This is a genomic window from Anthropogastromicrobium aceti, assembly GCF_020687335.1.
Taxonomy (GTDB): Bacteria; Bacillota; Clostridia; order Lachnospirales; family Lachnospiraceae; genus Anthropogastromicrobium; species Anthropogastromicrobium aceti.
In genome coordinates this window covers 14,895-30,864 of the sequence record NZ_JAJEQN010000012.1, presented here as the reverse complement: position 1 = coordinate 30,864, position 15,970 = coordinate 14,895, and the positions used below count along the sequence as shown (strand labels likewise).

At 52.2% G+C, this 15,970-nt stretch carries 20 protein-coding genes and 1 pseudogene; 20 read left to right on the top strand and 1 reads right to left on the bottom strand.

The window, feature by feature from the left end:
• Nucleotides 1-24: 24 nt before the first annotated feature.
• The 13 genes and pseudogenes from LKD48_RS06370 to LKD48_RS06310 all read left to right on the top strand — a co-directional run bounded on the left by LKD48_RS06370 (nt 25) and on the right by LKD48_RS06310 (nt 8,171).
• Complete coding sequence (locus tag LKD48_RS06370; RefSeq protein WP_044932634.1) at nt 25-846, top strand: ParA family protein; 822 nt, start codon at nt 25-27, stop codon at nt 844-846.
• A complete protein-coding gene (locus LKD48_RS06365; protein ID WP_002576246.1) occupies nt 803-1,732 on the top strand; it encodes a ParB/RepB/Spo0J family partition protein in 930 nt (309 codons plus the stop codon). The genes LKD48_RS06370 and LKD48_RS06365 overlap by 44 nt, the downstream gene beginning before the upstream one ends.
• A 12-nt stretch (nt 1,733-1,744) precedes the next feature.
• A complete protein-coding gene (locus tag LKD48_RS06360) occupies nt 1,745-2,014 on the top strand; it encodes a DUF5720 family protein (RefSeq protein WP_002576245.1) in 270 nt (89 codons plus the stop codon).
• A gap of 1 nt (nt 2,015) precedes the next feature.
• On the top strand, nt 2,016-2,519 hold the full coding sequence (locus LKD48_RS06355; RefSeq protein ID WP_002576244.1) for a hypothetical protein: 504 nt from the start codon (nt 2,016-2,018) through the stop codon (nt 2,517-2,519).
• Between the two features lie 60 nt (nt 2,520-2,579).
• Nucleotides 2,580-3,458 (top strand): DUF6017 domain-containing protein, encoded by an 879-nt coding sequence (locus LKD48_RS06350; RefSeq protein WP_002576243.1) that lies wholly within the window; start codon nt 2,580-2,582, stop codon nt 3,456-3,458.
• A 34-nt stretch (nt 3,459-3,492) separates the two neighbouring features.
• The gene (locus tag LKD48_RS06345) at nt 3,493-4,239 is read left to right on the top strand and encodes a BRO family protein (RefSeq protein WP_009004944.1); all 747 of its coding nucleotides are present in this window, start codon (nt 3,493-3,495) and stop codon (nt 4,237-4,239) included.
• A 22-nt stretch (nt 4,240-4,261) separates the two neighbouring features.
• The gene (locus tag LKD48_RS06340; protein WP_025487374.1) at nt 4,262-4,573 is read left to right on the top strand and encodes a DUF5720 family protein; all 312 of its coding nucleotides are present in this window, start codon (nt 4,262-4,264) and stop codon (nt 4,571-4,573) included.
• Between the two features lie 12 nt (nt 4,574-4,585).
• The gene (locus LKD48_RS06335; RefSeq protein ID WP_002576240.1) at nt 4,586-5,005 is read left to right on the top strand and encodes a DUF4313 domain-containing protein; all 420 of its coding nucleotides are present in this window, start codon (nt 4,586-4,588) and stop codon (nt 5,003-5,005) included.
• An 86-nt stretch (nt 5,006-5,091) separates the two neighbouring features.
• Nucleotides 5,092-5,592: a PcfB family protein gene (locus tag LKD48_RS06330; protein WP_015527532.1), complete on the top strand. Its 501-nt coding sequence runs from the start codon at nt 5,092-5,094 to the stop codon at nt 5,590-5,592.
• Nucleotides 5,589-7,184, top strand: a pseudogene (locus LKD48_RS06325) (VirD4-like conjugal transfer protein, CD1115 family); the annotation flags it as partial. The gene LKD48_RS06330 and the pseudogene LKD48_RS06325, both read left to right, overlap by 4 nt.
• Before the next feature lie 97 nt (nt 7,185-7,281).
• Complete coding sequence (locus tag LKD48_RS06320) at nt 7,282-7,659, top strand: TnpV protein (protein ID WP_055219871.1); 378 nt, start codon at nt 7,282-7,284, stop codon at nt 7,657-7,659.
• Between the two features lie 14 nt (nt 7,660-7,673).
• A complete protein-coding gene (locus LKD48_RS06315; protein WP_055219873.1) occupies nt 7,674-7,856 on the top strand; it encodes a hypothetical protein in 183 nt (60 codons plus the stop codon).
• 12 nt (nt 7,857-7,868) lie between these two features.
• On the top strand, nt 7,869-8,171 hold the full coding sequence (locus tag LKD48_RS06310) for a hypothetical protein (protein WP_055219875.1): 303 nt from the start codon (nt 7,869-7,871) through the stop codon (nt 8,169-8,171).
• An 80-nt stretch (nt 8,172-8,251) separates the two neighbouring features.
• Here the strand turns inward: LKD48_RS06310 and LKD48_RS06305 are convergent, their stop codons facing one another.
• Complete coding sequence (locus LKD48_RS06305; RefSeq protein ID WP_055266762.1) at nt 8,252-9,100, bottom strand: helix-turn-helix domain-containing protein; 849 nt, start codon at nt 9,098-9,100, stop codon at nt 8,252-8,254.
• Between the two features lie 175 nt (nt 9,101-9,275).
• On the opposite strand from LKD48_RS06305, the gene LKD48_RS16430 reads away from it, so the two are divergent.
• The 7 genes from LKD48_RS16430 to LKD48_RS06270 all read left to right on the top strand — a co-directional run bounded on the left by LKD48_RS16430 (nt 9,276) and on the right by LKD48_RS06270 (nt 15,930).
• On the top strand, nt 9,276-9,755 hold the full coding sequence (locus tag LKD48_RS16430; RefSeq protein ID WP_226906287.1) for a hypothetical protein: 480 nt from the start codon (nt 9,276-9,278) through the stop codon (nt 9,753-9,755).
• Nucleotides 9,739-10,044 (top strand): hypothetical protein, encoded by a 306-nt coding sequence (locus LKD48_RS06295; RefSeq protein WP_055222220.1) that lies wholly within the window; start codon nt 9,739-9,741, stop codon nt 10,042-10,044. The genes LKD48_RS16430 and LKD48_RS06295 overlap by 17 nt, the downstream gene beginning before the upstream one ends.
• Before the next feature lie 474 nt (nt 10,045-10,518).
• Nucleotides 10,519-11,763: a plasmid recombination protein gene (locus tag LKD48_RS06290; RefSeq protein WP_118219129.1), complete on the top strand. Its 1,245-nt coding sequence runs from the start codon at nt 10,519-10,521 to the stop codon at nt 11,761-11,763.
• On the top strand, nt 11,760-12,464 hold the full coding sequence (locus tag LKD48_RS06285) for a CHC2 zinc finger domain-containing protein (protein ID WP_055266766.1): 705 nt from the start codon (nt 11,760-11,762) through the stop codon (nt 12,462-12,464). Before LKD48_RS06290 ends, LKD48_RS06285 begins: the two co-directional genes overlap by 4 nt.
• Nucleotides 12,424-13,782 (top strand): virulence-associated E family protein, encoded by a 1,359-nt coding sequence (locus tag LKD48_RS06280; protein ID WP_055221981.1) that lies wholly within the window; start codon nt 12,424-12,426, stop codon nt 13,780-13,782. Before LKD48_RS06285 ends, LKD48_RS06280 begins: the two co-directional genes overlap by 41 nt.
• A gap of 267 nt (nt 13,783-14,049) precedes the next feature.
• Nucleotides 14,050-14,217: a hypothetical protein gene (locus LKD48_RS06275; protein WP_171027916.1), complete on the top strand. Its 168-nt coding sequence runs from the start codon at nt 14,050-14,052 to the stop codon at nt 14,215-14,217.
• A 72-nt stretch (nt 14,218-14,289) separates the two neighbouring features.
• Nucleotides 14,290-15,930, top strand: a complete 1,641-nt coding sequence (locus tag LKD48_RS06270) for a recombinase family protein (protein ID WP_055221983.1) — start codon at nt 14,290-14,292, stop codon at nt 15,928-15,930.
• Nucleotides 15,931-15,970 lie beyond the last annotated feature (40 nt).

Here is a 15,970-nt window from a genome sequence, read left to right as displayed (position 1 = left end):
TTTTTGTAGAAGGAGGAGGTTTATTTGAATACACAAATCATTGCCATTGCCAACCAGAAAGGCGGCGTTGGCAAAACAACAACCTGTGCCAATTTGGGAATAGGTCTGGCACAGGCCGGAAAGAAAGTGCTTTTGATCGACGGGGACCCACAAGGAAGCCTGACAATCAGCTTGGGAAATCCGCAACCGGACAAACTGCCATTTACACTGTCGGATGCAATGGGCAAAATTCTGATGGATCAGCCTATACGCCCCGGAGAAGGTATTCTGCATCATGCAGAAGGCGTTGACCTGATGCCTGCGGATATTCAGCTTTCCGGTATGGAGGTTTCTCTGGTAAACGCCATGAGCCGTGAGACTATCTTGCGGCAATATCTGGACACGCTGAAGGGGCAATACTCCCATATCCTCATCGACTGTCAGCCCTCCCTGGGGATGCTCACGGTCAATGCGCTGGCCGCTGCGAACAGGATCATTATTCCCGTTCAGGCGGAGTATCTGCCCGCCAAAGGGCTGGAACAGCTGCTCTCCACGGTAAACAAGGTAAAGCGGCAGATCAACCCCAAGCTCCAGATAGACGGTATCCTGCTGACGATGGTGGACAGCCGAACCAACTTTGCCAAAGAGATCTCCGCGCTCCTGCGGGAGACTTATGGCGGCAAAATCAAAGTATTCGGCACAGAGATCCCCCATTCTGTCCGGGCTAAGGAAATCAGCGCCGAGGGAAAAAGCATTTTTGCCCATGATCCCAGCGGCAAGGTGGCTGAGGGCTACAAAAATCTGACGAAGGAGGTGTTGAAACTTGAAAAGCAGCGCGAAAAAAATAGAGCTGGCCTCGGTAGATGATCTGTTTTCCACCGAAGAAGGCCGCCAGGATGCAAAGCTGGAAAAGATTCAGGAAATTCCGCTGTCTGAACTGCATCCCTTTAGGAACCATCCATTCAAAGTCAAGGATGACGAAGCCATGATGGAGACTGCTGACAGTATCAAGCAGTATGGCGTTCTGGTTCCGGCGATTGCCCGACCAGACCCTGAGGGCGGCTATGAGCTGGTAGCCGGACACAGGCGGCGCAGAGCCAGTGAGCTGGCAGAAAAAGAGACCATGCCTGTCATTATTCGGGATTTGGATGATGATGCCGCCACGATCATTATGGTTGACAGCAACTTGCAGCGAGAAAGCCTTCTTCCAAGCGAAAGGGCTTTTGCCTACAAAATGAAGCTGGAGGCTGTCAAACATCAGGGCGCACGAACCGATTTAACTTCTCGCCAAGTTGGCGAGAAGTCGCAGACCTCTATTCAAAAGGTTGCAGATCAAGCTGGCGAAAGCCAACGGCAGGTACAGCGTTATATCCGTCTGACAGAGCTGATTCCTGAATTGATGGATATGGTGGATGAAAAGAAGATTGCCCTGAACCCTGCCTATGAGCTGTCCTTTCTCAAAAAGGAGGAACAGGTAGACCTGCTGGACGCGATGGACAGCGAACAGGCTACCCCTTCCCTTTCCCAAGCCCAGCGGCTCAAGAAATATAGCCAGGAGGGGCATCTGACCCTCGATATGATGCGTGTCATCATGGGTGAGGAAAAGAAAAGTGATCTGGACCGGGTGACATTTACCTCTGACACTTTGCGGAAGTATTTCCCTAAAAGCTATACGCCCCAGCGGATGCAGGAAACCATCATCAAGCTGCTGGAGGCATGGCAGAAAAAGCGTCAGAGAGACCAGGAACGATGAAAGGAGCCGCCTATGAGGGATATTTCAGCCCGTGAGCTGAAAGGACACAACATTCTCGCCGTAGAGAGGTTTTGGGATAACACCCGCTGGATGATCGAGTTTTCCGTCCTGCGTCCCAGCACTGCTTACGGAAGCCCCGGAGATGAAATGCGGCTGTTTTTGACTGAGGACGGTTATCAGGCCGCCCTGCAAAGCCAGCAGCGCCGGGAGATCAAAATCAAAAGGTACGCCCGTGTAATTGAGGGTCATGTCTTGGATGTAAAGAAAAAACGGAGAAAATAAGATGTTTAGAGAAAAAGAAATTTGCAATGCCATCAGGACGGCGTATCTTTATCTTTTCCCCGACAAAAAGGAGCGGAAAAGGGCGCTCTCCAGATTGAACATGGAACTTGTGGCGCAGTCTGTCCGCTATCGTGGGGAAAGTGTCCTTGCTTACCAGACCGCGGGAAACCATGAGTGTTCCTTGAACTACTATGGGCCAGAGTTGTTTCCACAGCGGGGATTTTGCATTTACCAAAAAACTATCCAGAGTCATTCTACGCAGGTGGATGCTTCTTGCATCCGGGAACTATGGCTCTTGGAGGACGGGCGGTTTGTGGATGTCTCCTGCGTGAATACGAAATACCGTTCGGCGTATGAAAGGTTTTCTACCTGTTACCGTACTATCCATCATATCGTCAGGGAGCGGGACTGGCAGGACTATCCAGCGGAGGAGGTTGCCGACGCCTTTGAGGACATCAGCCGCTATCCCTTTGATGGGAGACCAGGAGTTTTCTATGAAGTTTGAGCCGCGTCTTTACTGACAGCGGCTTTTGTTATTTTCTGACCACAGGAAGGAGTGAAGTGAATGGCAGTCTACCGCGTACAACGGACACGCGATTACACCGTTATGTCAAATTATCATCTGAAGGATAAGGGGCTGACCTTAAAGTCTAAGGGTCTGCTCTCCATGATCCTGTCGCTCCCAGAGGAGTGGAATTACACTACAAGAGGGCTTGCTTCCATCTGTAAGGAGGGTGTGGACGCCATTGGCTCTGCGCTCAAAGAGTTGGAAACAGCTGGCTATATTGTCCGCAGGCAGCTTCGCGGTGCGAATGGCCGTATTACTGATACCGAGTACATCATTTATGAGCAGCCACAGCCAAAGAAGCTGGATATGCTGCCGTCAGATGTGGTTTCACCAGATACGGAAAACCCGGATATGGTAAAACCGGATACGGAAAAGCCCGCAGAATTAAATATAGAGAAATCAAATACAGAAAAATCAATTACTTATGGATCAAGTACCGATTCCATTCCCTTCCGGGAAACAGCGGCGGCAAGACCGCCGGAACGGAAAGGAAGAGATGCGATGTCTGTCACAGAGATAGAAAATTATCGGGAATTGATTTTGGAGAATATCGAGTATGACTGTCTGAAGCAGCGTTATCCTCTCTACCTGGATGACCTGAATGAGATCGTAGAGCTGTTGGTAGAAACGGTCTGTGCCAGACGAAAGACCACCCGGATCTCTGGGGCAGACTTTCCTCACGAGATCGTGCGTTCCCGTTTTTTGAAACTGGACAGCTCCCACATCGAGTTTGTCATGGACTGTCTGCAAAAGAACACCACCCAGGTACGCAACATGAAGCAGTACCTGCTTGCGGTGCTGTTCAATGCGCCTACCACCATGAATAATCACTTCACTTCATTGGTCAACCACGATATGCACGCAGGCGGCTGGTAAAGGCCGCCTTTTATCATGCCAAAGGAGGCACGACATGAACCAGATGGAAATTTTCAAAAACCCGGAGTTTGGCAGTATCCGGGTCATCGAAGAAAACGGCAAATACCTGTTCTGCGGAACGGATGTGGCCGCTGCGCTGGGGTACAGCAATTCCCGCGATGCAATTATCCGCCATTGTAGGTATGTCGTGAAACGCGACGCACCTCACCCACAAAGCCCCGACCGCAAAATCAGTATGACTTTTATCCCCGAAGGAGATTTGTACCGCCTGATTGTTCACAGCAAATTGCCATCGGCAGAACAGTTTGAACAGTGGGTATTCGATGAGGTTCTGCCTACCATTCGCAAGCACGGGGCCTATCTCACAAGAGAGAAGCTTTGGGAGGTAGCTACTTCCCCGGAGGCTCTGATGAAGCTCTGCTCAGACTTGTTGGCTGAGCGTGAAGCAAATATTTCTCTGCGTAAGGAAAATGCACAGCTGGAGGGCAAAGCCGCTTTCTATGACCTGTTCATCGACTTAAAGCACAGCACCAATCTCAGGACAACCGCCAAAGAGTTGGATGTCCCGGAGCGCCGGTTTGTTCGGTTTCTGATAGAACGACGGTTTGTGTACCGCACAGCATCCGGCAATGTGCTGCCCTATGCCAATGTGAAAAATACGGGGCTGTTCTGTGTGAAAGACTACTGCAATCACGGGCATACCGGCTCCTACACGCTGGTTACGCCAAAGGGAAAGCTCTACTTTGCTCAGCTGCGGGAGATGATCTTGCTGGTCTCATAAGAACGGAAAGGAAGTGGGTTTTATGCAGGAAGGCAAAACAATCGGGCAGCTGATGGAGGAAATGCGCCAGAAAGCCGGGGCGCAGAACTATCACGGTCATGACTACATGGATCTCCAGCGATTTGCGGAGAACACCCGGCACATGATTATTTTTGATGTACTGACGCATGACTCCCCGGTTGGCTGGAAAGGAGAACGCACCCGCCTGTTTTTGTCAGATATAGGCTATGAAAAAGCTCTGGACAGTCAGGCAAATGGGCAGATCAAGATTCTCAGCCATGCAAAGGTCAGAAATGGAGATTTGTTTTATGACCACAAAGAACAGATACGATAGGAGGAATCCGATATGAATGAGGAAAAGAAAGTACCCTTTAAGTGGGAATATGGGGAAGAAACCATATCGCTGCAACTTGGAATGTATGCGAATAATCAGCGGCTTTATATCGGCATGATTACCCATACAGAAGATGGAGCAGAGGCGTTTGCAGATATGACGGTGAACCTACCAGGATATTCCCTGGACCCCGGAGAGGCGTTTATTTCCGGTGACATCAGCAAGGACCTGCTGCGATTCATCAAAGAGAACAAGTTGGGGAAGGTGCTTCCCTATCAGGTGCAGTCCGGTTATGGAAAATATTCTGCCGTTGCCTTTGATCTGGAGAAGTTGAAGGCATTTGACCCCAAAGGTGTGGCAGAGTTTCGGGAAGAGTGGAATCTGCCGGATAAGAAGCCGGTAAAGAAAAAGAACCGCGGGATGGAGCGATGAAGAAATATTTTCTCCGGCGGCTGGTGGTCCCGCCTTAGAAAGAAGTGCACCACCCCTGCACATTTTGTGGAAAGGAGGCGATGAAAATGCAGGAAGAAGTGGAAAACAGGACTTTAACACTGGTTGTCAGTGGAACAAAGTTCACCGGCAGGCTGCTCAAAGCCGCCATCAGCAAGTACATGGCCCACTGCAAGGAAAAGAAGCTGCAAAAGCAGAGAAGCCGTGACGCTCCTGTGACACCCCACGGCAAACAGACCGTCAAGCAGATCATTGGTCAGAATCAGGGGATCTCCAATATTGAGATCACAGACCCATCTATCAAGGAGTTTGAGAAGATCGCCCGGAAATATGGTGTGGATTATGCGGTGAAAAAGGACCGCAGCAGTTCTCCGCCAAAGTACCTGATTTTTTTCAAAGGCCGTGATGCAGATGCTCTGACAGCAGCTTTTACAGAGTACACCAACAAAAAGGTCAAAAAGGCAACGAAAACAGAGCGCCCGTCCGTACTGGCAAAACTTAACCAGTTCAAAGAGATGGTTAAAAATGCTGTGGTGGATCGCACCAAGCGAAAGGAGCTGGAACGATGAAAAAGACATTGGACATCAAAAAGCTCATTTTGCTGAATATGCCGTATATCCTGCTGGGGCTGTTTGCTACCAATTTTGGAGAGGCATGGCGAATGGCACAAGGTGCGGATGCCTCAGAAAAGTTTCTTTCGCTGGTTACGGCTCTGCCTGGGGCGTTGCAAAGTTTCTGGCCAAGCCTGCATCCATTGGACTTGTTGGTAGGGCTGTGCTGCGGTGTTGGTCTGAGGCTGGCGGTGTATCTTAAAAGCAAGAACGCCAAGAAATATCGACATGGTTTGGAATATGGTTCGGCTCGCTGGGGAACCCGTGAGGATATTGCACCTTATGTTGATCCTGTATTTCAGAACAATGTGATTCTGACGAAAACGGAGAGCCTGACCATGAACAGTCGCCCCAAGGACCCCAAGACTGCCAGAAACAAAAATGTACTGGTGATTGGCGGCTCCGGTTCCGGTAAGACCCGATTCTGGCTGAAACCCAACCTAATGCAGATGCACAGCTCCTATGTTGTGACGGACCCGAAGGGAACAATTCTGGTGGAGTGCGGAAAAATGCTCCAAAGGGGTGCGCCCAAGCTGGGGAAGGACGGAAAGCCCATGAAGGATAAGCACGGCAAGGTCATTTATGAGCCGTACCGAATCAAGGTCCTAAATACCATCAACTTCAAGAAGTCCATGCACTATAACCCCTTTGCATACATCCACTCGGAAAAGGATATTTTGAAGCTGGTGACAACGCTGATCGCTAATACCAAAGGCGAGGGCAAGGCCGGAGACGATTTCTGGGTCAAGGCGGAAACATTGCTGTATTGCGCATTGATTGGATATATCCACTATGAAGCTCCGGTGGAGGAGCAAAACTTCTCCACCCTCATCGAGTTCATCAACGCCATGGAAGTCCGGGAGGATGACGAGGAGTTCAAAAATCCTGTAGACCTGATGTTTGATGCACTGGAATCGGAAAAACCAAACCACTTCGCAGTGCGGCAGTATAAGAAATATAAGCTGGCAGCCGGCAAAACCGCTAAGTCGATTTTGATTTCCTGCGGTGCGCGTCTTGCCGTATTTGATATTGCGGAGCTGCGCGAGGTTACATCCTACGATGAGTTGGAACTGGATACGCTGGGAGACAGAAAAACGGCTCTGTTCCTCATTATGAGTGATACGGATGACAGTTTTAACTTTCTCATTTCCATGTGCTACACCCAGTTATTCAACCTGCTTTGTGAAAAGGCCGACGATGTGTATGGCGGCAGGCTTCCGGTTCATGTGCGCTGTCTGATTGATGAGTGTGCCAACATCGGGCAGATTCCGAAGCTGGAAAAGCTGGTGGCCACCATCCGAAGCCGTGAAATCTCTGCCTGTCTGGTGTTGCAGGCACAGAGCCAGCTCAAGGCAATTTACAAAGATAATGCCGATACCATCATCGGCAATATGGATACTTCCATCTTCCTGGGTGGCAAAGAGCCAACAACGCTGAAAGAGCTGGCGGCTGTTCTGGGAAAGGAGACCATAGACACTTACAACACCGGAGAGAGCCGGGGACGGGAGACCTCCCACTCGCTCAACTATCAGAAATTGGGAAAAGATATGCCATACTTGTTCGTGAAGAGTTCAGTTGCCTTGAATTTATCATGAACAGGGACACGATCAACTGGATTCTGAAATAACTGAATACAGGAGGTCGAACATGGAGCATTTACCAAAGAAAATCCATCAAAACGGAATCAGCTACACGCTGGTGGGAGACTACTACATCCCCGATCTGGAGCTACCGGAGGAAAGCCGCCCCATTGGGCGGTGGGGCCGGATGCACAAAGCGTTTCTGCAAGAACACCGGCCCGGCCAGTACAATGCCCTGCTTCTGTCGGGAAAACTCTGGACATATCTTGCTGACCTGAACGAACAGGCCGCTGACCGGCTGGCGTGTATCGTCTCGCAGATGCAGGAGGCGGAGGGTGTCACCGAGGAACTGAAAGCCCGTGACCAGCTTGCGTGGGTCGGGGGCATGAACAGCATTCGCAGCCGAGCAGAGGAAATCATCCTCTCTGAGATGATTTTTGTTTAAGGAGGTGCCTGTCTATGAGATACCGTATCGAATACGCCGATGGGCGTTATTGTAACTTTGCCAACGGCAGGGCTGAGCTGCTGAAATGGCTGAAACTGCTGAAGCAAGAGGAAATCTCCGACATCCGCAAAGTATATAAAAGCGGTGTGTCAGATTCCGTCCTGGAAACATACCGGAATTATATCCGCCCAGCATAAGGAGGGGCGCTTATGGGTACAGATATAGAAAAATTGGTTGATTTGATGATTCAGGAGCGGATGCAGAGCCAGTTTGCTAAGTGGCGGGAGGCAGAAACCGGCACGGAGAAAAAAGAGGACTGCCTTCGCTTGGAAAACGAGTATGAAAAAGCAATCAGCGCATTGTCTGAGGAACAGAAGGACGCTGTAAGACACTACTGTGATTCTATTTTCGATTCTGGTGCAGAAAGCGAGTGCTTCTTTTACCGGCTGGGCCTCAAAGATGGCATCCGTCTCTGGAAGTTTATGAAAAAGCTGATGAAAACGGTCAGCTAACGGATGTATAACCACATATTTTATTCCGCCCACAAACGGGTCGAAAGCCGTCCAACGGTACAGATTGGGCGGCTTTCCTGTTATCTGCGTTTCTTCCGCTTGGGCGCATAGTACGGCTGCGGCTTGGCCTTTCCTCTCATGTTGTTGGGATTTTTGAGCATTTTGGACAGGCTCAGTATCCGCAAAAATGCAGAGAAGTCCTCTGAGGAAATCTTCTCGAAGGGTATCTGCATTCTGTCGCAAAATTCGTGGATTACCACTTCCTCTTGGCTGCCCTGTTCGAGCGCCTGTTCAAACTTTTCCTTGACGTCATCCAGCGTGGGCTGCGGGTCGGCGGTGGTCTTGTCCTTGCGGTGTGCTTCCCGGATGTCCCGGACGATGCTGTCCAGATCATCGTGCATGACATGGCTGTAAAAATCGCTTTCCTGCACCTGCCCCAGTTCCAGCGTCCGCATATAGAGGTCATCTTCTCCGGGCGCATACTTGCTCATGACGGTCTGCCGGGTGGCCTCCAACACCAGATTCATCTGCTCCACCCGCATATTGGCGATCTGGTCGATGCAGATTTCCATATCTATCATCAGCCGCCGGAAATTCGGGTGGGCAGCCAGTTCGCAGAGAAGCCGGTTGTTGATTTTGCCGCTGCTCAAAAGTTCCACCATATCATCACTCAGATGCAGAGATTGAAGTTCTGTGTTTGGGTGATTTTTATTTTCCGTCAGCCCCATCAGATAGTCGGTGGACACGCCGTAAAAGTCCGCCAGCGTTGCAATCGCAAACGGGCTGATGTCCTTGTAGTCATCGGTTTCGTATTTTCCCAGCGCGGATTTAGACAGGCCGGTCTGCTCCGCCAGTTGTTCCAGCGTCAGGTGCTTGTCCACCACCCGCAGGTCTTTGAGCCGCTCCGGGATTGTCAGCTTTGCGTACATCCAAAGCCCCCTCTCTCGTTATCTTTTTCAGTGATTACACCCATTATAGCACGATTCCATAAGCGTGGAAATATGCGGATTTCGAGCGTTTTTCCGACGTTTTGGATATACGGGAAAGGGCCTCTTTTTTCGGTAAACTGGTTCTTGCAGACAGGCACAGAACCTTGAAAATCGAATGACCGGCTGCAAGGGGTATGGCCTCCGGGGAAGTGACGCCAGGACAGAAATCGAGCACACCAAAGAGGCCGATACGCCGGGAGAAATTCCGGGCAGGAGCGGCTTGCAGGCAGACCGGCGGACAGGAAACAAGTTTATCATGCGGGGCGCATGGCTCCGCAGCAAAGAAATGGAGGAAATCATTATGACACTGAGTATGAAAGAAAAGAAGATTCTCTACGCTTACGGCTGTCTCAGCCACCACAATACGGTGACACGGCTGAAATGGCTGACGGCTCTGACGGTTGACCCGGAGGCCAAACGCCGGATGCTGGGGCTGGCCCGGAAGGTGGAGACGGAGATGAACGAAAGCTGGTACGAGGATTTTTATCACCATCTGCGCATGGAGATGGACGAGTACCGCCGTCTCAAGCGCAACCTGCGTGTGCTGAAATCTTACACCGATTATGAGGAGGATCTGTATGAAGAAGCTGTCTAAGTATGAGAAAGAAACCATCATCAACTGGAACGAGGCGGAGAACCTTGCCAGCGTCTACACCTTCAACGCCAGCTTGAAGCGCAGGCTGGCTGATTTCAGCCGGAAGTACCCACTGTTGTGCCGGTTGGAGCGCAGCACGCCGGAGGGCAGCGTGACCTATGTGCTGGACAAGTCCCGGCTGTCGATCCGGCTGGTGCCTCCGTACAGCGAAGAACGGAAAGCCGCCGCAAGGGAGTACGCAAAGGAGCATGGCTTTCAGGTGGTGGTAACGGAAGAAAAAATCGCCTAAAATCGGGGTGTTTACGGGAAAAATGACGGGTCTGCACCCGATGTTTTGACCGGCAATCCCCGCAGGCGTATTCCGTATCCACTCCCCGCCTATGGGCGCAAATGTGTGGATACGGAGCCGGTGAAACTGGCAAACACCGTTCCTGCGGTGGAAGCCAGCTTCGCCGGTGCGGAAGTACAGAGGGCGGCCAGCCCTTTGTGGCGGGGTGCAGGGGCGGCAGCGCACTGCTGGGGTCAAGGGGCAACGCCCATTGGCAGGTTAAGGGCGGCAGCCATTATCGGGTCAAGGACGAAGTGCCTTGGCAGGTTGAGGGCAGCCGCCCCATCGGGTCAAGGGTGAAACGCCTTGCCCAGGGAAAGTTGATGCCTGCGTCAACTTGTATTGGGTATTACCTGACGCAAAATTCGCAGGATTTGCGGCTTCGCCGCCCCTTCCCCGGCCCCAGAACATCTTCGCAGGAAGGAGGAAATCTGTTTGAAACTGACACGACACAATGGACGCTCCGGCAAGCATGGCACCTATAATCCCCGCCACAATGACCGCCGGTTCGATGTGGAGAACAGCGAACACATTGACGCAGAACGGGCAAGGCAAAATGTCTACTGGGACTGCTACCGGGGCTTTACCACCCATGAGTTCCGGGAGAACCCGGAGCAGCCGGATTTCAGCTTTGAGGAAATCGAGCGGATGTATTACTACGAGCATTACGGCGGCTATGTGGAAGCTCAGAACGCCCGGAATGAGAAAACCCGGCACACCGAGCGCAACCGCACTGTGGAGGACTTGCTGAAAAACAACAAGACCTGCCCGGAGGAAAGTATCTACCAGATCGGCACGATGGGAGAATCCGTCTCGCCGGATACGCTCTTTTCCATCGTCAATGAGTTTTATCAGGAATTTGAGCGCCGCTTCGGTTCCCATATCCACATCCTGGACTGGGCGCTCCATCTGGACGAGGGGACGCCCCACATCCATGAGCGGCACGTCTTTGACTGTGAGAACCACTATGGGGAACTGTGCCCCCAGCAGGAAAAGGCGCTGGAAGAACTTGGCATCCCTCTCCCCAACCCGGAGAAGCCCAAAGGCCGGAACAACAACCGCAAGCAGACCTTTGATGCGGTCTGCCGGACGATCCTGTTTGACATCGCCAGACGGCATGGGCTGCATCTGGATCAGGAGCCGTCCTACGGCGGGCGGGACTATCTGGAAAAACAGGATTATATCCTGATGAAGCAGAAGGAGCAGCTTGCGGCGCAGGAGCAGAAGCTGGAAGAACTGACGCTCAAAATCGAGGACGTGGAGACGCTGTTAGATGATGTTTCCGATGCGGCCTATGACAAGGCGGTGGAGGTGGTGACCGATACCGTCCGGCAGGAGACACACAAGGAAGATATTCGTCTGGTGGAAGAATCGAAAAAATGGGTGCTTTCGCCGGAGCGCAAGGCCCCGAAGAAGGAGCGTGACTACGCTGCCGCCCGTCTGGATGGAGTGATTACCAAAATCAAACGGGTCATGCAGAACGCCCTGGCAAAAATCCAGAAAACTCTCATGCAGCCGGAGGTCAAGAAGGCCGGTAAGGAGCAGATTAAGGAGAAGGCCAGAGAATCCATCCGGGAGAAGCTGGCGAAAGGCAGGCTGAACGCTGACCGAGATAACCGGGAACGCTGGGAACGTGAGGGGCGGATTGCTCCGAAAAAGAAACACGATATGGAGTTATGAGGCACCTGATTTTCTGCGGAAACGGGTGCTTTTTTCTCTGCCTGGAGGTGAGAAAATCGAATATATTTGAAGCGGTGAAGGAGTCTGTCACCACAAGGCAGGCTGCGGAATATTACGGGGTGCAGGTTGGCAGGAATGGCATGGCCTGCTGTCCCTTCCATGATGACAAACATCCCAGTATGAAGATTGACCATCGGTTCCACTGCTTTGGCTGTCAGGCAGATGGGGATGTGATTGATTTTACCGCCCGTCTGTTTAGTCTGAGCAGTAAGGAGGCGGCGCTGAAGCTGGCGGAGGATTTCTCTGTCCACTATGACGCCAAAGGCCATGACCCGCCCCGCAGGAGGCCGGTCAAGCGAAAAATCAGCGAGGAACTGCGTTACCGGCAGGCGGAGCAGAAATGTTTCCGGGTGCTGTGCAATTACCTGCATCTGCTGGAACGCTGGGAGAAGGAATACGCCCCGCAGACGCCGGATGAAGCGTGGAATCCGCTGTTCGTGGAGGCCCTGCAAAAGAAACCGTACACGGAATATCTGCTGGATATTCTCTTGTCCGGCAGCATGGAGGAACGTGCTTCCGTGGTCGCTGAGTATGGAAAAGAGGTGAGGAAGATTGAGCAGCGAATATCAGAGTTTACCGCTAGCCACCCGGCAGGCCGCCATGAGCGCAGCCGAAGCCTTAGCGCCGGAGCGGAGCGTTGATGAGGTGCGGGAAAGCCTGTCCGTCACCGAGAAGGGCCAGCCCGCCAACACCATCGGCAACTGCCGGACGGTGTTCTGCCATGACCCTCTCCTGCGTGGGGCGATCCGCCTGAACCTTTTGACTGACCGGGTGGACATTGTACAGGATTTAGGCTGGCGCAGGAATACCAGTGCCCTGACGGATACGGACGTGAAATATCTGCTTCTCTATTTTGAGCAGACCTATGGCCTGACCAGTGAGAAAAAGATGACGGCGGCGCTCTCCATCGTGGCGAATGAGAACTGCTACCATCCCATACAGGACGTGCTAAACGGCCTTGTCTGGGACGGGACGCCCCGCATCCGCTCCTGTCTCCATCATTTCTTAGGTGCGGACGAGAGCGACTATGTGGAGGAAATGCTGAAACACTTTTTGCTGGGGGCTATCCGGCGGGTATTCCGCCCCGGCTCCAAATATGAGGAAATGCTCTGTCTGGTGGGCGGTCAGGGGGCTGGCAAGTCCAGCTTCTTCCGCTTGCTGGCGATCCGGGACGAGTGGTTCAGTGACGACCTGAAAAAACTGGACGATGACAGGGTGTATCTGAAGCTGCAAGGACACTGGATTATCGAAATGTCGGAGATGCTGGCTACCAGCAGCGCCAAAAGCATTGAAGAAATCCGCTCCTTTATCAGCCGCCAGAAGGAAACCTACCGGACGCCCTACGAGGCCCAGCCCAAAGACCGGCTGCGGCAGTGTGTGTTCGGCGGTTCGTCCAACACACTGGACTTCCTGCCCCTTGACCGGGCCGGAAATCGGCGCTTTTTGCCGATCATGATTTACCCGGAGAATGCAGAGGTTCACATTTTGGAGGACGAGGACGCCTCCAGAGCCTATCTTTTACAGGTCTGGGCGGAGGCCATGACGATTTACCGCAGCGGCCACTACTCTATGAAGTTCAGCAAGTCCATCCAGCGCCAGCTGGTGGAGGTGCAGAAGGATTTCATGCCGGAGGACACCGAGGCCGGACAGATACAGGGCTTTCTGGAACACTACACCGGCAGCATGGTCTGCTCCAAACAGCTGTTCAAGGAGGCGCTGGGCCACACCTACGATGAGCCGAAGCGGTGGCAGCTGCACAATATCAACGAGATCATGAACACGGTGGTGACGGGCTGGAAACCATTCTCCAATCCCCGGATGTTCACCGGATATGGCAGGCAGAGGGGCTGGGAACGGGACGTTTCCGGCAACGAACTGCCCGGCAACGAAGATGGATTTGTGGAGCTGACCGAGGAAGAATGCTGCCAGCTGGAACTGCCGAAGGAGTGGATCGCATAAAATTAGCGGTCTGTTGCCGGGATGGTTGCCACTTGGTTGCCGGGTTTGTTGCCGGGGATTCTCCGGTCTGGATACGGAAAAAGCCTGTAAATAAGGTATTTTCTAATATCTATCTCTATCTCCGGCAACGAAAACAACGAGATTTTTCAAGAAAATTGATAAAGTAAGATTTGCAGGTCAGACGGTAGTTTACAGGTTTTCAGAGGTTCGTTGCCGGACTTCGTTGCCAGTGCTGCCGTCTGGCCTGCTACTCTATGGAGGTAGCCTATGGAAAAAAGCAAACAGCAGAAAAATAAAGTCCGTTTTGTGGTGGTGCGGGAGTTCTCCGGGGAGAAGTCCATGCGGGAAGCCTTTGAGCAGCTGATTGAGCGTCAGACCTGCGAACACTTCGAGGAATGGCGTCAGCAGCGGGAAATGGCCGAAAACGCTGCGTAAAAACGGTTGATTCAGGGGCAGGGACATGGTACTATAATGGTATCGTGTCCCTGTTCATAGAAGGAGAACGCTATGAGCAGGAAAAAACAAGTCTATGAGAAAATCACCGCTCTCTACTGCCGCATCTCTCTGGATGACGGCGGCGACAACGAGAGTATGAGCATCAGCAACCAGAAAATCATGCTTCGGGACTTTGCTGAAAAGCATGGAATGTTCCAGTATGAATATTATGTGGATGACGGCTATACGGGCCGCAATTTCAACCGCCCTGCCTTCCAGCGCATGATCGCTGACATTGAGGCGGGGAAGATCGGCTGCGTCATCACCAAAGACCTATCCAGGCTTGGTAGGAACTATATTGAAGCTGGCAGCTATATCGAAATCTTTTTCCCCAAACACAATGTACGCTATATCGCCATCACGGACGGCGTGGACAGCCTGACCCGTCAGGAGATGGACATTACGCCCTTTAAGAATATCCTGAACGATATGTACAGCCGGGATATTTCTAAAAAGGTGCTGGCAGGCATCACCACCCGCTCCCGGCAGGGGAAGTTCTGCGGAGGGACGCCGCCCTTCGGCCTGATGCGTGACCCGGAGGACAAGGGGCATCTCATCATTGACCCTGAGACAGCGCCAATCATCCGCAAAATCTATGACTATGCCCTTGACGGGCTGGGCTGCATGAGGATTTCCAAACGTCTGATGGAAGAAAAAATCCCAATCACCCATGTCAAAGCCAACACGGAGTTTGACGCCAACTATTATTTCTGGGGCGGAGCCAGAATCAGTCACATCCTGAGAAATCCATTCTATAAGGGCGCACATTTGGTCTTTCGGACGCATCAGAAAGGCATCCGCTCCAACACCTATGACATTATTCCCCGTGACCAGTGGGAAGTGATCGAGGGCTGCCATGAGGCCATTGTGACGCCGGAGGAATGGGAACAGGTGCAGGAACTCATTGACCGCAGGCCGACCATTCAGGGGAATTCCTGCCCCTTTTATAATCTGTTCCACGGTCTGGTCTACTGCGCCACCTGCGGGAAGTCCATGCAGGTGCGGTATGAGAAAGTGGGCCGAACCGGGAAGAACCGCTTCACCGGCGAAATGCGGGAGCCGATTGACAAGGCGTACTATATCTGCCAGACCTACAACCGCATGGGCTGCAAGGTCTGTTCCAGCCACAAGATCGAGGCCAGGGATTTATACAATCTGGTGCTGAAAGACATTCAGGAACTGGCGGCGCAGGCTATGAAGGATGCCGATGCGTTCTACCAGCGGCTCAGCCGCCGGATGGAGCACCGGTATCTGGTGGACGCCTCCCAGACAGAAAAGGAACGCCTGCGGCTGGAAGCCCGAAATCAGGAAATTGACGGGATGTTCCTGAGCCTGTACACCGATAAGGCCAAAGGCATCCTGACCGAGCAGCGGTTTGTGAAGCTGACGGCGGCGCTGGAACAGGAGCAGGAATCCAACCAGAAACGCCTGCATGACCTGGCAATGATGCAAGGTCGTGCCGATGCGCAAGAAAGCGAAGTCCGCACTTTTATCAAGGAAATCCGGCGCTATGCCGCCATCGAGGAACTGGACGAGGCGGTGCTGAACCGGCTCATTAGCCGGATTCTGATTGGAGAAATCAAGAAGATTGATGGTCAGAGGACACAGGAGGTTAAGATTATTTACAATTTTGTTGGGGAAATGTCAAGGTAGAATTTAGACGCTAAATACTTTTAATTTATATCAAAAGTGA

Coding starts and splice junctions, on each gene's coding strand:
- LKD48_RS06355 (WP_002576244.1), top strand. CDS start 2,016: ATGTTTAGAGAAAAAGAAATTTGCAATGCCATCAGGACGGCGTATCTT.
- LKD48_RS06275 (WP_171027916.1), top strand. CDS start 14,050: ATGGAAAAAAGCAAACAGCAGAAAAATAAAGTCCGTTTTGTGGTGGTG.
- LKD48_RS06285 (WP_055266766.1), top strand. CDS start 11,760: ATGAGGCACCTGATTTTCTGCGGAAACGGGTGCTTTTTTCTCTGCCTG.
- LKD48_RS06315 (WP_055219873.1), top strand. CDS start 7,674: ATGAGATACCGTATCGAATACGCCGATGGGCGTTATTGTAACTTTGCC.
- LKD48_RS06320 (WP_055219871.1), top strand. CDS start 7,282: ATGGAGCATTTACCAAAGAAAATCCATCAAAACGGAATCAGCTACACG.
- LKD48_RS06340 (WP_025487374.1), top strand. CDS start 4,262: ATGCAGGAAGGCAAAACAATCGGGCAGCTGATGGAGGAAATGCGCCAG.
- LKD48_RS06330 (WP_015527532.1), top strand. CDS start 5,092: ATGCAGGAAGAAGTGGAAAACAGGACTTTAACACTGGTTGTCAGTGGA.
- LKD48_RS06270 (WP_055221983.1), top strand. CDS start 14,290: ATGAGCAGGAAAAAACAAGTCTATGAGAAAATCACCGCTCTCTACTGC.
- LKD48_RS06335 (WP_002576240.1), top strand. CDS start 4,586: ATGAATGAGGAAAAGAAAGTACCCTTTAAGTGGGAATATGGGGAAGAA.
- LKD48_RS06360 (WP_002576245.1), top strand. CDS start 1,745: ATGAGGGATATTTCAGCCCGTGAGCTGAAAGGACACAACATTCTCGCC.
- LKD48_RS06305 (WP_055266762.1), bottom strand. CDS start 9,100: ATGTACGCAAAGCTGACAATCCCGGAGCGGCTCAAAGACCTGCGGGTG.
- LKD48_RS16430 (WP_226906287.1), top strand. CDS start 9,276: ATGACCGGCTGCAAGGGGTATGGCCTCCGGGGAAGTGACGCCAGGACA.
- LKD48_RS06345 (WP_009004944.1), top strand. CDS start 3,493: ATGAACCAGATGGAAATTTTCAAAAACCCGGAGTTTGGCAGTATCCGG.
- LKD48_RS06280 (WP_055221981.1), top strand. CDS start 12,424: ATGAGCGCAGCCGAAGCCTTAGCGCCGGAGCGGAGCGTTGATGAGGTG.
- LKD48_RS06295 (WP_055222220.1), top strand. CDS start 9,739: ATGAAGAAGCTGTCTAAGTATGAGAAAGAAACCATCATCAACTGGAAC.
- LKD48_RS06310 (WP_055219875.1), top strand. CDS start 7,869: ATGGGTACAGATATAGAAAAATTGGTTGATTTGATGATTCAGGAGCGG.
- LKD48_RS06350 (WP_002576243.1), top strand. CDS start 2,580: ATGGCAGTCTACCGCGTACAACGGACACGCGATTACACCGTTATGTCA.